Below are 12,999 nucleotides of genomic sequence, written 5' to 3' on the forward strand. Positions count from 1 at the left end.
ATGAGCGTCTGGCCAGATGAGCGTCTGGCCAGATGAGCGTCTGGCCAGATGAGCGTCTGGCCAGATGAGCGTCTGGCCGGATGAGCGTCTGGCCGGATCAGCATCTGGCCGGATGAGCGTCAGTGCCTGACCGGGATGAGGCGGTCAGCGGCTGACCGGGATGAGGCTGAGGAGTCTTCGGTCCTCGGCATCCGGCCCGTCGTCGACCGGCTCGCCGTCGGGACCGACCCGCTCACGCCAGGCGACCAGCATGGCGCGGCGCTCGCGGGGCGTCGTTCCGCCCCAGACGCCGTGGCAGTCGCCGACCTGCAGCGCCCGGGCCAGGCAGGCCCCCTGGACGTCGCAGGTACCGCAGAGCGCGAGCGCGCGGTCGGACGGCTCGTTCGGAGCCGGGAAGAACACCTCCGGGTCGACGCTGCGGCACGCGCCGCGAATGCGCCACGCCTCGTCCGACCGGCGTTCGTCGATCGCCTGAAGCAGCCTGGGGTCGCGTCGCGCGATGGCGACCTCGTGCGGACGTGGCATTCGTGCCCGAGTCATCTGCCCACCTCCCCCGTGGGACCGGTGAACGTGGTCGCGACGTCCGCACCCTGCGAACTCGTAACCACACCGGCGGTGGTTTGTATCGCAGGAACGAAGATCAGAACAAGGGGCTTGTGCGTACCGTAACTAAGTTCGCCGAAGCGGCCATCCCCATACCGGGATGATCTACGCAAATCTCCGGAGGAATGTAACGCGCCGTAACATGCTGTACACGACTCACCGGTAACCGTCGGATAGCCGACTACTGTCAGAAGAGGGTTGACTCAGCGGGCTCGGGCGATGGCGTGACCAGCTCAGGGCCGTTGTTGCGGACGTTGCCGACGTCGGGGCGGACCGCCCGGACCTCGATCCCCGCCGGCGGCTCCTGGCGCGGCCCCAGCACCGCGACGCCGTCCCCGTCGGCCAGCCACGCCGCCCAGTGCTCGGGTGCCAGCACGACCGGCATCCGGTCATGCACCCGGGCCAGATCCCCGAGCGCCGCCGTGGTCAGCACCGTGCAGGTGAGCACGGAGTCAGGCCCCCACGCCGACCACAGGCCCGCGAACGCGAGCGGGGAACCGTCCGCGGGGGTCATGAAGTACGCCTGCCGCTCACGGCCGGTGCGGACCCACTCGTACCATCCGTCGGCGGGGACCAGGCAGCGCCGCCGGGCGAACGAGGGGGCGAACGCGGGCGAGGTGGCGACCGTCTCCGTGCGCGCGTTGATCATGCGCGCGCCGCCGCGCAGATCGGGTGCCCACGGCGGGACCAGCCCCCAGCGCGCGGTGTCGAGCACCCGGCCGCCGTGCCGTCGCGACATCCGCACCACCGGCACGAGGTCGGTGGGCGCGACGTTCCAGCTCGGGCTGACACCGGCGGTCACGTTGGCGGCATCGAACAGCGCGCTGAGATCAGCGTCGCTGCGTGTCGTCGCGTACCGGCCGCACATGCGGCAGACAGTACGCCGCCGCGCCCCGTCCCGGGGGGCGGGAACACGCCGGAGCACTGTCAGACGCCCCCGGCACAATAGGGACCGTGACAGATGAACCTGGTCAGCCGACCGCCGCCGCGCCCCGCCCCTGGACCGCCCCACTCGCCACCGGCCCCGTGCACTCGGCCATCCGGCTGCCCGGCTCGAAATCGATGACCGCCCGCGCGCTGGTGCTGAGCGCCCTGGCCGCGGAACCCTCGCGGATCGAGCGGCCCCTGCGTGCCCGCGACACGTCGCTGATGGCGGCCGCCCTGCGGGCCCTCGGCGCCACGGTGGACACGACCTCCGACGACACCTGGACGGTCGAGCCCGGCCCGCTGCGCGGTCCGGCCCACATCGACGTCGGTCTGGCCGGCACGGTGATGCGGTTCGCGCCCCCGGTCGCGGCGTTGGCCGATGGCACAGTCACCTTCGACGGTGACCCGCACGCCCGCAACCGCCCGCTGGGCCCCATTCTCGCGGCGCTGCGCGCGCTCGGCGCCGACCTCGACGCATCGCCCACCGGCGGGCTGCCCCTGACGGTCCGTGGCCGGGGCCAGGTCGACGGCGGTGAGGCGGTCATCGACGCCTCCGCCTCCAGCCAGTTCGTCTCCGGCCTGTTGCTGTCGGCGCCCCGCTTCGCCAAGGGCCTGGTGCTGCGCCACGAGGGCCCGCCGGTGCCCTCCGCCCCCCACCTGCGGATGACCACCCACATGCTGCGCGCCGCCGGGGCGACCGTGGACGACAGCGTGCCGGACGTGTGGACGGTCGAGCCGGGATCGTTGCGCGGCCGCACCTGGACCATCGAGCCTGACCTGTCCGGAGCGGCGCCGTTCTTCGCGGCCGCCCTGGTGACCGGGGGCGCGGTCACGCTGGCCGGCTGGCCGCAGGAGAGCTGGCAACCGGTGGGCCGGGTCACCGAGCTGTTCACCGCGCTGGGCGCGCGGGTCGAGCAGAACGCCGACGGGCTCACCGTCCGCGGCACGGGCACGGTGCGCGGCGTGAACGCCGATCTGTCCGAGGTCAGCGAGCTGACGCCGGTCGTCGCCGCCCTGGCGGCCCTGGCGGACGGGCCCTCGCAGCTGCGCGGGGTGGCACACATCCGGGGCCACGAGACCGACCGCATCGCCGCGCTCGCCCGCGAGCTGACCAAGCTCGGTGCCCATGTCGTCGAGCACCCCGACGGGCTGGACGTCAGCCCGGGCCCGCTGCGCCCGGCTCTCTTCGAGACGTACGCGGACCACCGCATGGCGCACGCCGCGGCGGTTGTCGGCCTGGCGGTCGAGGGCGTTCACCTCAGCGACGTAGCGTGTACGTCGAAGACGCTGCCCGAGTTCCCCGAACTCTGGGCCGGACTCGTGGCGAGGAGCTGAACCTGCCGGGGCGCAAGCGGGAGTACGACGAGGACGATGTCCGGATCCGACCGGGCAGGTCCTCGCGGCCGCGTACCCGCACCCGTCCACCGCATTCCGACGCCGTCGACGGCCTGGTCATCAGCGTGGACCGGGGCCGGTACGGCTGCGTGCGCCCCGAGGCTCCCACCGAGGACGACATCATCACCGCGATGCGCGCCCGTGAGCTGGGCCGCAAGTCGGTGGTGGTGGGCGACCGGGTGGCGCTGGTCGGCGACACGTCCGGCGCGCCCGGGGCGCTGGCCCGGATCGTGCGCATCGCCGCGCGCACCTCCGTGCTGCGCCGCACCGCGGACGACGACGACACCACCCCGGAGGGCCGGCTGGAGCGGGTCGTGGTCGCCAACGCCGACCAGCTCGTCATCGTCAGCGCCCTGGCCGACCCGCCGCCACGGACCGGGTTCATCGACCGGTGCCTGGTCGCGGCGTACGACGCGGACGTCGAGCCGCTGCTGTGCCTCACCAAAGCCGACCTCGCCGGCCCCGAGGCCGTACTCAACTACTACGCCGAGCTGGACCTGCCGTACGTGCTGGTGCGCCCCGACAGTGACCTGGCCCCGCTGCGGCAGCGGCTCGCCGGGCAGATCTCCGTCCTGGTCGGCCACTCCGGGGTGGGCAAGTCCACCCTGGTCAACCGCCTGGTGCCGCACGCGTTGCGGGCCGTGGGCGCGGTCAGCGCGGTCGGCAAGGGACGGCACACCTCCACCAGCGCGGTCGCCCTGCGGCTGCCCGCGACGGGTACGGACGGCGAGGACCCGGGCTGGATCATCGACACCCCCGGCATCCGCAGCTTCGGGCTGGCGCACGTGAGCGCCGACAGCCTGCTGCACGGCTTTCCCGACCTGGTCGAGGGCACGGTGGACTGCCCGCCGAACTGCGGGCACAGCCCGGCCACCGTGGACTGCGCGCTGGATGCCTGGATCAGCGCCGGTCACGCGGACCCGCGACGGCTGGCCAGCTACCGCCGCCTGCTGGCGTCGCGTGCCGGGGAGGACCCTCGCGAGGAGCGCCCGGACTCCTGACCACGGACCGGCGACACCACGGCCCGGGCGACACCACGGGCCGGGCGACACCCCGGACCGGCGACACCCCGGACCGGCGACGCGCGGGGCCGGGTCGCGGGCGGGGCGGACCGCGATCATCGGCTAGGTTTCCCGCATGTCTGGGTACTCCGACGATCTTTCCCTCGCCCACCTGCTGGCCGACGCCGCCGACTCGATCTCGATGGCCCGGTTCCGCGCGCTCGACCTGCACGTCGAGTCGAAGCCGGATCTGACCCCGGTCTCCGATGCGGACACCGCGGTGGAGAAGGCAATCCGCGCGACCCTGGCGCGGGCCCGCCCGCGCGACGGCGTGCTGGGCGAGGAGTACGGCATGTCCATGCCCAGCGCGGGCAACGGGTCCCGGCACTGGGTGATCGACCCGATCGACGGCACGAAGAACTTCATCCGTGGCGTACCGATCTGGGCCACCCTCATCGCGCTGGTGGAGGACGACGTCCCGGTCGCGGGCCTGGTGTCAGCGCCCGCCCTGGGCCGCCGGTGGTGGGGCGCGACCGGCCACGGCGCGTACGCGGGCCGCCATCAGGCGGGGGCCACCCGGATCCGGGTGTCGGCCGTGAACCGGCTGGCGGACGCCTCCTGCTGCTACTCCAGCCTGTCCGGCTGGGAGGAGACCGGCCGCCTGGAGCCGATGCTGGACCTGCTGCGGCAGGCGTGGCGCAGCCGGGCGTACGGCGACTTCTACGGCTACATGCTGCTGGCCGAGGGCGCGCTCGACGTGATGGTGGAGCCGGAGCTGTCGCTGTGGGACGTGGCCGCCCTGATCCCGATCGTGCGGGAGGCCGGGGGCACCTTCACGGACCTGCAGGGCCGGCCGGGGCCCGGCGGTGGCAGCGCGATCGCGACGAACGGGCCGCTGCACGACGAGGTGCTCACCCGCCTGGCACCCGAACCAGCCTGACGAGTCATCTCAGCGGCCGGGACCGGCCGGACGAGCCGTCCGCCGCGCCCAGAGCCGCCTGACGAGCGCCTTGGCACGCGAACCGGCCTGAGCGGAACCAGGCACTGGTCTATCCTCGCTGTGGTGTCCCCAGGCTGGTTCTGTCTCGGCGCGATGATCCTGGCGTACGGCGTGGCCAACCTGTTGCAGTCGGTCGCGGCGGCACGCACGAGCGTGCACCACACGTTCGATCCGGGGCTGCTGGTGCGCCTGGCCAGCCACCGGACGTACCTGCTGGGTCTGCTCTGTCAGGTGCTCGGCTTCGTGCTGGCCTTCGTGGCCCGGCGTGACCTGCCGCTGTTTCTGGTGCAGGCCAGCGTCGCGGCCGGGCTGGGCGTGACCGCCCTGCTCGGGGTCGCCGTGCTGAAATGGGTGCTCCCTCCGGCCGAGATCGCGCTGCTGGCCCTCCTGCTGGTGGGGATCACCGCCCTGGTGCTGGCGGCCCAGCCGGCACATTCGCGCCAGCTGGGGCCGGTCGCGGTGATCGTGCTGGCGGTCACCCTGGTGGTGCTGGCGGTGCTCGGCTTCTTCGCGGTACGCCTGCACGGCGCGGTCGGCTCCGTCGTGCTGGGTTCGCTGGCCGGTATCGCGTTCTCGGCAGCCGCGATCGCGGCCCGGCCGCTGGCGGCGGAACACTCCGTCACCGGCTACTTCGGTAACCCGCTGCTGTATCTGCTGGTCGCCCATTCCCTGATCGGTCAGCTCCTGCTGGGGCTGGCGATGCAACGTGGCTCGACCACGGCCGCGGTGGCGGCGATGGATGCGGCCGGTGCGGTGCCCGCGGCGATCGTCGGGCTGTTGCTGCTGGGCGACCAGATCCACCCGGGCCGGGAGTGGATGGCCGCGACCGGGTTCGTGGTCACGCTGGCGGCGGTGCTGGGGCTGACCCGGTACGCGGAGCCGCAGCACCACCACGCCACCGCGCCGGGCGGCCAGCCGGGCGGACGGGCCACCCAGCGGACCGGCCTGCGCGCCGCCGGCCTGTGACCCGGCGCGGATCACGCATGACCCGGCGGGCCGTGGGTAAATCCGAATTCAGCCCTGTACGAGAATCGGATGAGCCCGGTAGCTCGCGGCGGCCACGGGGATGCCTCCGAGCCGCGGCCGTCGGCACAATGGAGTGATCATGGCGAGCGAGGTCGGACGCGCGGTGGACCATGGGCAGGTCCACCCGGTCGTCCGGTTCACGGGGGTCCTGGCGGGGGCCGCGGTCACGGCTGTCCGCATGAGCCTGCTGGACGTGCTCGCCGACGCCCCCGAAGCCGTGATCATCGACGTGGCGGACCTGACCGTGCCGGACTCCGGCGCCCCGGAAGTGATCCAGCGCGTGGCCCGGGAGACGATGGCCTGGCCCGCCGCCCATCTGGTGCTCGTGACCTCGGATCCGGCGCCGTGGCGGAGCACCGGCCTGACGGTGCGCCCGAGCGTGCCGGCGGCCGTCGCGGCGCTCGGCTCGCCGGCGCCCGGACGCCGCCTGGCGCTCGACCTGGAGCCGGTGGTCGGAGCGGCTCGCCGCGCCCGGGAGCTGGTCACCGAGGCGTGCGCCCGGTGGGAGCTGCCGGAGCTGGCCGGCGCGGGCAGCATCGTCGTCACCGAGCTGGCCAACAACGTGGTGGCGCACGCACGTACCCCGATGACGGTGGTGCTGACGCGGTACGCGGAGACCATGGCGGTGGCGGTCCGGGACCGCTCGGCGGGGCAGCCCCGCTTCTCGGGCCCGGTCGCGCCCACCGCGTACGGGGGCCGGGGCCTGCTGCTGATCGACGCGGTCACCCGGGGCTGGGGCAGCCTGCCCCTGAGCGACGGCAAGGTGGTGTGGGCGATCCTGGCCGGGGAAGAGTCCTCCGGCCCCTCCCGATCGGGCCTTGCGGCAGGTATAGCGGACCCCGCCCGCGGGTAAACCGACAGGTATGCGCGACAACGACTACCCGCTCGGGGTGACGGACCCGGAGTCCTCCGGGCTGCCGGACACCGCCGACGACGATTCCAGCGCGAACGACGAGGTGCGTTCCGGCCGGTGGGCGGACGGGCCGGACCCGGCCGCGCTGGCGGGCGTCGGCCCGGGCGGCTCCAACCGGTACGGCGACACCGCCGAGGAGGCCCGCCGGGGTGAGCCGCTGGCCTACCGGCTGCGCCAGGAGGAGCCGGACGTCGGCACGGAACGCCCGACTGAGCGGGAGTGGTTCGACGACACGATCGACGACGTGGACACGTCGAGCACCCCGTTCGCGGCGGACGTGTGGGGCCCGGGACCGACCTCCGACCCGAACTCCCCCGTCTCGCTCTACGACGACGGCCAGCTCGACGACGACTCGCCGCGCCCGGTCGGCCGTCTGGTGGAAATGGACGAGGGTTCCGGCCTCGACGACGAGCGGGACAGCATCGCGTACGACGCGGGGGCGGCGGGCGGCGGCGCCTCGGCCGAGGAGCTGGCGATGCACGAGACCCGGGCGCCGGGCTACTACTAGCCCGACGCCGCTAGTCGAGGCCCTGCTCGATCGCGTACCGGGTGAGTTCGACCCGGTTGTGCAGCTGGAGCTTGCCGAGCGTGTTCTGGACGTGGTTCTGCACCGTGCGGTGCGACAGCACGAGCCGCTCGGCGATCTGCCGGTATGACAGCCCCTTGGCCACGAGCCGCAGCACCTCGGTCTCCCGTTCGGTCAGCTTGGGGGCGGGTCCCTCCGCGGGTGCCGGTTCAGTCGCCATCCGGCGGAACTCACCCAGCACCAGCCCCGCCAGCCCCGGGGTGAACACCGCGTCCCCGGCGGCGGTGCGCCCGACGGCGTCCAGGAACTCCGCGGCACCGGCCGATTTCAGCAGGTAGCCCGTGGCCCCGGCCTTGACGGCGGCCAGCACGTCGTGGTGTTCCCCGCTGGCCGAGAGCATGAGTACCCGGACCCCGGGCGCGGCCTCCAGCAGTCCCTGGATCACCTCGACCCCGGAGATGTCGGGGAGCTGGAGGTCCAGGACGACGACGTCGGGGCGGGCGGCGGCCGCGATCCGTACCGCCTGGCGGCCCTCGCCGGTGGTGGCGACGATGTCGTAGCCGGCGGCGGCGAGGTCACGGCTGACCCCTTCGCGCCACATGGGGTGGTCGTCGACCACCATGACCCGTACCGGGGTGTTCTCCTGCTTCACCGGGTCACGATATCGGCTTACGGGGCACCGCGAGTTCGACCTCGGTGCCCTGACCCGGGGCCGCGATGATCGACACGGTGCCGTCCAGGTCGGCGATCCGGCCCCGGATGGACTGGGCCACGCCGAGGCGGCCCTGCGCGGCGGCTTCGGCCAGCCGGTCCGGCGCGATGCCGGGCCCCTCGTCGCGGACGCTGACGAGCACCTCACCGGGCTCGTCCTCGACCAGGATCCACACCTTGGTGCCGGGCGCGCAGTGGCGGCTCACGTTGTCCAGGGCCGCGGCGACGGCCGCGGCGACCTCGCGGGCGGTGTGGCCGGGCAGGCGGACCGCGTCGGCCGGCGCGGCAACCGACACGGTGGCCGACGCGTACGGGCCGAGCAGGGTCATCAGGTCGATCTCGGCGTGGTCGTCCACGGCCGGGGAACCGGGGGTGGTGACCAGTGCGCGCAGTGCCGCCTCCTGCTCACCCGCGAGCCGGGCCAGCTCACCGGCCTCCCCGTCGAGTCCGGCCCCGCGCCGCTTGACCAGGGCCAGCACCTGCAGCACGGAGTCGTGGATGTCGCGGGCGAGCCGTTCCCGTTCCCGCGTGGCGGCCTCCAGCTCGATGGCCCGTTGGAGACGTTCCTGGGCGACCACGGCGAGCCGGACCAGGCTGCCGACGGCGAACGCGGCCATCAGCATCAGCACCGTGCCGGTGAACGCCGCCTGGTCGTAGTGCGCGCGGACGACGAGGTCGGTGGCGCCCATGATCAGCGCGGCGGTCACTCCGCCCCGGCGGCCCCACGCCACCGCCCAGCAGATGACGGGGGCGACGTGCCAGGCCACGGCGAGGGTGGGGCGTCCGTGCTCGAGGCCGAAGCGGCCGACGATCCAGACACTCGAGGCCATCACCGACATCGTGATGAGCAGGTCGGCGACGAGCAGGGGCGCCCGGCGCCGGGCCGGGTCGGCGTACGCGTACGTGGTGAAGACGGTCCAGCCGGCGGTGACGGCGAGCACGGGCCAGGCGAGCACGGCCCAGCGCTCGTCGTAGTGCGAGACGTTGCGCACGATCAGGACGGCCACGTAGACGAGGGCGGCGATCCGGTAGACGGCGATGGCCCGCCACAGCGGCGCCTGCAGGCTGCCCGCGTCCGTCCCCGAGTTGGTCACGGCGCCGACCATCCCACATCCGGGGCCGGGACCGGCGGATCCCCGGCCGGGAGCAGGGGCTTCCGGGCCGGTTCCGGGAGCGCGCCCATCACGAAACGATCACACAGAAAACGCTCTCTGGCCGAAAGGTTTAAGCGTTCCTTAAGTCTGCAGCTCGGACTTGCGTGGCCGACCCGGATCTTCAAAAGTTGCCCTGCCGAACAAACGGTCGAAACAAACGTCCGCCGCCCACGGAGGTTTCATCCCCATGCACCGCGCCGCCCACGCCGGTCGTACGTTCCTGCGCCGCCGCCGCGTCCTGCTCGCGCTCGCCGTCGTGGGCGCCGGCCTGGCCACCGCCCTCTACCTGCCCACCCGCAACGACACCGCCTCGGCGCACGAGAACCGGGCGGGCCGGATCACGGTGTGCGAGCGCCGCGACGGCCGCTACGTCTGGCGCTGGACCTCGGCCGAGGGCCGCACGTTCCGGGACCGCGACTGCCGGCGCACCTGGACCGCCCGCCCCGCCGACGAGGAGTGGTTCCCCACCGCGTCCCCGTCGGGGCCGACCACGGAGCCGACCCCGACCTCCCCGTCGCCGTCGGTGAGTGAGGACCCGTCCACGGACCCCACGCCGACCGAGACCGCAACGACGGAGCCCACCCCGACGGAGCCCACCCCGACGGAGCCGCCCGCGCCGGAGCCGACGACCACCACGCTGGAGCCGGTCAAGCAGTCCGACAGCCCCTCGGCGACCCCGACCAAGGTCAATGCGCCGAAGTGGAAGGTGCGCACGGATTACAAGGCCGGCGACCTCGTCTCCTTCGCGGGCAAGGTGTACCGGGTCAAGGAGGCGCACACCGCGCTGCCGGGCTGGGAGCCGTCGAAGCTGAAGGAGCTCTTCGAGCCGGTCGGCTGACGCCGCCCCGCCCCGCCCGACAGTCGCGCAACCCGTTGCCGGTTCCGGAACCGGCAACGGGTTGACTTGTTAACACGACTTATTAAAAGGTTGTTACGCATGTCCACCTCTCCCCGGAGGCATCCCCCATGCGGACAACCAGGTTCCTGCTCGCGGCCGCCGTGGTCGCGACGACCCTCGTGGGCGGCCTGAGCGCCGTCTCACGCAACGACCAGGCCGACGCCGCCGTCGGCGCCATCACCTGGCAGGACGAGTTCGACGGCGCCGCCGGGTCGGCGATCGACTCCAGCAGATGGACCTTCGACCTCGGCGGCAGCGGCTGGGGCAACAACGAGCTGGAGTACTACACCAACTCCACCCGCAACGTCTCCCCCGACGGCCAGGGCCACCTCGCCATCACCGCCCGCAAGGAGAACCCGGCCAACTACCAGTGCTGGTACGGCACCTGCACGTACACCTCCGGCCGGATCCTGACCTCGGGCAAGTTCACCCAGAAGTACGGCCGCTTCGAGGCCAGCATCAGGATCCCCAAAGGACAGGGCATCTGGCCCGCGTTCTGGATGCTCGGCGACAACCTCGGCAGCGTCGGCTGGCCCAACTCGGGCGAGATCGACATCATGGAGAACATCGGCAAGGAGCCCAACACCGTGCACGGCACGGTGCACGGTCCCGGCTACTCCGGCGCGGGCGGCGTCGGCGGCGGCCGCACGATCGGCGCGCCGCTGGGCGACGCGTTCCACACGTACGCGATCGAATGGTCGCCGAACCTCATCGTGTGGTTCCTCGACGGCCAGGAGTACTTCCGGGTCACCCCCGCCAACGTCAACGGCACCTGGGTCTTCGACCACCCGTTCTTCATGATTATGAACGTGGCGGTCGGTGGCAGCTGGCCGGGCAATCCCGATGCCGGCACCGTCTTCCCGCAGACCATGCTCGTCGACTACGTCCGCGTCTCGGCGTGGAACGACGCCGGTGGAACCGCGCTGAAGTCCGCGTTGAACAGCCGGTGCATCGACATCCCCGGCGCCAACCCGGTCGACGGGGCCCGCCTGCAGATGTGGGACTGCAACGGCACCGCCGCCCAGCAGTGGACGTTCCACAGCGACGGCACCCTGCGCGCCATGGGCAAGTGCATGGATCCGGCCGGTGCGGGCACCGCCAACGGCACCGGAATCCAGCTGGTCACCTGCAACGGCAACCCGGTGCAACGGTTCACCCTGTCGGCCGCGGGTGACCTGGTGAACATCTCCGCGAACCGGTGCGTGGACATCAAGGACGTCAACAGCGCCAACGGCGCCCAGCTGCAACTGTGGGACTGCGCCGGGACGGCGAACCAGAAGTGGAGCAGGGCCTGACGAAATCGGAAACGGCCGGTGGCCCCGCGCCGCCGGTCTTTCCCCTACGGTTTCACACGTGACCAAGGAATACGTCGCCGCCATCGATCAGGGCACCACCTCCTCGCGCTGCATCGTCTTCGACGCCGACGGCACGGTCGTCTCCGTCGCCCAGCGCGAACACCGGCAGATCTTCCCCCGTCCCGGCTGGGTCGAGCACGACGCCGACGAGATCTGGGAGCGCGTCGACTTCGTCGTCCGCGAGGCACTGGCCGTCGAGTCGATCACCGCGGACCAGCTCGCCGCCGTGGGCATCACCAACCAGCGGGAGACCACGCTGGTCTGGGAACGGGACACCGGCAAGCCCGTGCACAACGCCATCGTCTGGCAGGACACCCGTACGGATGAGCAGCTGCGCCGTTTCGCCGCTGCGATGGGCGAGGACGAGTTCCGGCGGCGCACCGGGCTGCCGCTGGCGCCGTACTTCTCCGGCTCGAAGCTGGCCTGGCTGCTGGAGAACGTGCCCGGCCTGCGGGAGCGCGCCGAGGCGGGCGAGGTGCTGTTCGGCACGATGGACAGCTGGCTGATCTGGAAACTGACCGGGCGCCACCTCACCGACGTCACCAACGCCAGCCGCACCCTGCTGATGAACCTGGAAACCCTCGACTGGGACCGGGAAATCCTGGCCGCGACCGGCATCCCGGCCGCGATGCTGCCCGAGATCCACTCCTCCAGCGAGGTGTACGGCGAGATCACCGAGGGCCCGCTGGCCGGGGTGCCGCTGGCCGCCGCGCTCGGCGACCAGCAGGCCGCCCTGTTCGGCCAGACCTGCTTCGCCCCCGGCGAGGCGAAATGCACCTACGGCACCGGCAGCTTCCTGCTGCTGAACACCGGCACCGACCCGGTCACCTCCGCCCACGGTCTGCTCACGACGGTCGGCTACCGCATCGGCGACCAGCCCGCGGTGTACGCACTGGAAGGCGCGATCGCGGTCACCGGCGCACTCATCCAGTGGCTGCGCGACAACCTCGGCCTCATCCGGACCGCGCCCGAGGTGGAAGAGCTGGCCCGGACGGTGCCGGACAACGGCGGCTGCTACCTGGTGCCCGCGTTCGCCGGGCTGTTCGCCCCGCACTGGCGCGCCGACGCCCGTGGCGTACTGGTCGGGCTCACCGGCTTCGTCCACCGCGGCCACCTGGCCCGCGCCGCGCTGGAGGCCAGCGGCTGGCAGACCCGCGAGGTGGTCGACGCGATGAACGCCGACAGCGGCACCGCGCTGACCACACTCAAGGTGGACGGCGGGATGACCGGCAACGAACTGCTCATGCAGTTCCTCGCGGACGTGCTCGCGGTCCCCGTGGTGCGGCCCGTGGTGGCGGAGACGACCTGCCTCGGCGCGGCGTACGCGGCGGGCCTGGCGGTCGGCTTCTGGCCGGACACCGACACGCTGCGGGCCAACTGGCAGCAGGCGGGCAACTGGCGGCCCGAACGGGACCGGGCCGAGGTGGAGCACGACTTCGCCCAGTGGCGCAAGGCGGTCGAACGCACCCTGAACTGGACGTGACGCCGGG

At 72.6% G+C, this 12,999-nt stretch carries 13 protein-coding genes; 9 read left to right on the forward strand and 4 right to left on the reverse strand.

All coding sequences use genetic code 11. From position 1 onward, the window contains the following. Positions 1 to 144: 144 nt before the first annotated feature. Both ACMCNO_RS30010 and ACMCNO_RS30015 read right to left on the reverse strand, forming a co-directional pair. Positions 145 to 540 carry a WhiB family transcriptional regulator gene (locus ACMCNO_RS30010; RefSeq protein ID WP_412752789.1) on the reverse strand — a complete coding sequence of 132 codons (396 nt, stop codon included), beginning with the start codon at positions 538 to 540 and terminating at the stop codon, positions 145 to 147. Positions 541 to 790: 250 nt separating this feature from the next. Next, complete coding sequence (locus tag ACMCNO_RS30015; protein WP_412752790.1) at positions 791 to 1,471, reverse strand: SOS response-associated peptidase; 681 nt, start codon at positions 1,469 to 1,471, stop codon at positions 791 to 793. 86 nt (positions 1,472 to 1,557) lie between these two features. Here ACMCNO_RS30015 and aroA point away from each other — a divergent pair, with 86 nt between their 5' ends. From aroA to ACMCNO_RS30045, 6 genes are all read left to right on the forward strand, one after another. Beyond that, positions 1,558 to 2,865: a 3-phosphoshikimate 1-carboxyvinyltransferase gene (gene aroA, locus ACMCNO_RS30020; protein ID WP_412752791.1), complete on the forward strand. Its 1,308-nt coding sequence runs from the start codon at positions 1,558 to 1,560 to the stop codon at positions 2,863 to 2,865. Positions 2,866 to 2,909: 44 nt separating this feature from the next. Then, a complete protein-coding gene (rsgA, locus tag ACMCNO_RS30025) occupies positions 2,910 to 3,926 on the forward strand; it encodes a ribosome small subunit-dependent GTPase A (RefSeq protein WP_412753860.1) in 1,017 nt (338 codons plus the stop codon). 136 nt (positions 3,927 to 4,062) lie between these two features. Then, on the forward strand, positions 4,063 to 4,866 hold the full coding sequence (gene hisN, locus ACMCNO_RS30030) for a histidinol-phosphatase (protein ID WP_412752792.1): 804 nt from the start codon (positions 4,063 to 4,065) through the stop codon (positions 4,864 to 4,866). A 153-nt stretch (positions 4,867 to 5,019) separates the two neighbouring features. Beyond that, complete coding sequence (locus ACMCNO_RS30035) at positions 5,020 to 5,892, forward strand: hypothetical protein (RefSeq protein ID WP_412753861.1); 873 nt, start codon at positions 5,020 to 5,022, stop codon at positions 5,890 to 5,892. A 139-nt stretch (positions 5,893 to 6,031) separates the two neighbouring features. After that, complete coding sequence (locus ACMCNO_RS30040) at positions 6,032 to 6,805, forward strand: ATP-binding protein (RefSeq protein WP_412752793.1); 774 nt, start codon at positions 6,032 to 6,034, stop codon at positions 6,803 to 6,805. Between the two features lie 10 nt (positions 6,806 to 6,815). Then, positions 6,816 to 7,373 carry a DUF5709 domain-containing protein gene (locus tag ACMCNO_RS30045; RefSeq protein ID WP_412752794.1) on the forward strand — a complete coding sequence of 186 codons (558 nt, stop codon included), beginning with the start codon at positions 6,816 to 6,818 and terminating at the stop codon, positions 7,371 to 7,373. A gap of 10 nt (positions 7,374 to 7,383) precedes the next feature. On the opposite strand, the gene ACMCNO_RS30050 is transcribed toward ACMCNO_RS30045, so the two are convergent. Both ACMCNO_RS30050 and macS read right to left on the reverse strand, forming a co-directional pair. Next, the gene (locus ACMCNO_RS30050) at positions 7,384 to 8,013 is read right to left on the reverse strand and encodes a response regulator (RefSeq protein WP_412753862.1); all 630 of its coding nucleotides are present in this window, start codon (positions 8,011 to 8,013) and stop codon (positions 7,384 to 7,386) included. A gap of 34 nt (positions 8,014 to 8,047) precedes the next feature. Then, positions 8,048 to 9,196, reverse strand: a complete 1,149-nt coding sequence (gene macS / locus ACMCNO_RS30055; RefSeq protein WP_412752795.1) for a MacS family sensor histidine kinase — start codon at positions 9,194 to 9,196, stop codon at positions 8,048 to 8,050. Positions 9,197 to 9,443: 247 nt separating this feature from the next. On the opposite strand from macS, the gene ACMCNO_RS30060 reads away from it, so the two are divergent. From ACMCNO_RS30060 to glpK, 3 genes are all read left to right on the forward strand, one after another. Then, complete coding sequence (locus tag ACMCNO_RS30060) at positions 9,444 to 10,094, forward strand: carbohydrate-binding protein (RefSeq protein WP_412752796.1); 651 nt, start codon at positions 9,444 to 9,446, stop codon at positions 10,092 to 10,094. Positions 10,095 to 10,222: 128 nt separating this feature from the next. Continuing rightward, entirely contained in the window at positions 10,223 to 11,449 is a 1,227-nt protein-coding gene (locus tag ACMCNO_RS30065) for a family 16 glycosylhydrolase (RefSeq protein ID WP_412752797.1), read from the forward strand. A gap of 58 nt (positions 11,450 to 11,507) precedes the next feature. Next, a complete protein-coding gene (glpK, locus tag ACMCNO_RS30070) occupies positions 11,508 to 12,992 on the forward strand; it encodes a glycerol kinase GlpK (RefSeq protein ID WP_412752798.1) in 1,485 nt (494 codons plus the stop codon). Positions 12,993 to 12,999 lie beyond the last annotated feature (7 nt).

This window comes from Krasilnikovia sp. M28-CT-15 (assembly GCF_047159595.1).
Lineage (GTDB): Bacteria > Actinomycetota > Actinomycetes > Mycobacteriales > Micromonosporaceae > Actinoplanes.

What these genes read in the sequence shown, in the direction of transcription:
- ACMCNO_RS30035 (WP_412753861.1), top strand. Translation starts at nt 5,020, where the DNA reads ATGATCCTGGCGTACGGCGTGGCCAACCTGTTGCAGTCGGTCGCGGCG.
- ACMCNO_RS30010 (WP_412752789.1), bottom strand. Translation starts at nt 540, where the DNA reads ATGACTCGGGCACGAATGCCACGTCCGCACGAGGTCGCCATCGCGCGA.
- ACMCNO_RS30045 (WP_412752794.1), top strand. Translation starts at nt 6,816, where the DNA reads ATGCGCGACAACGACTACCCGCTCGGGGTGACGGACCCGGAGTCCTCC.
- ACMCNO_RS30050 (WP_412753862.1), bottom strand. Translation starts at nt 8,013, where the DNA reads ATGGTGGTCGACGACCACCCCATGTGGCGCGAAGGGGTCAGCCGTGAC.
- ACMCNO_RS30065 (WP_412752797.1), top strand. Translation starts at nt 10,223, where the DNA reads ATGCGGACAACCAGGTTCCTGCTCGCGGCCGCCGTGGTCGCGACGACC.
- ACMCNO_RS30060 (WP_412752796.1), top strand. Translation starts at nt 9,444, where the DNA reads ATGCACCGCGCCGCCCACGCCGGTCGTACGTTCCTGCGCCGCCGCCGC.
- hisN (WP_412752792.1), top strand. Translation starts at nt 4,063, where the DNA reads ATGTCTGGGTACTCCGACGATCTTTCCCTCGCCCACCTGCTGGCCGAC.
- ACMCNO_RS30015 (WP_412752790.1), bottom strand. Translation starts at nt 1,471, where the DNA reads ATGTGCGGCCGGTACGCGACGACACGCAGCGACGCTGATCTCAGCGCG.
- ACMCNO_RS30040 (WP_412752793.1), top strand. Translation starts at nt 6,032, where the DNA reads ATGGCGAGCGAGGTCGGACGCGCGGTGGACCATGGGCAGGTCCACCCG.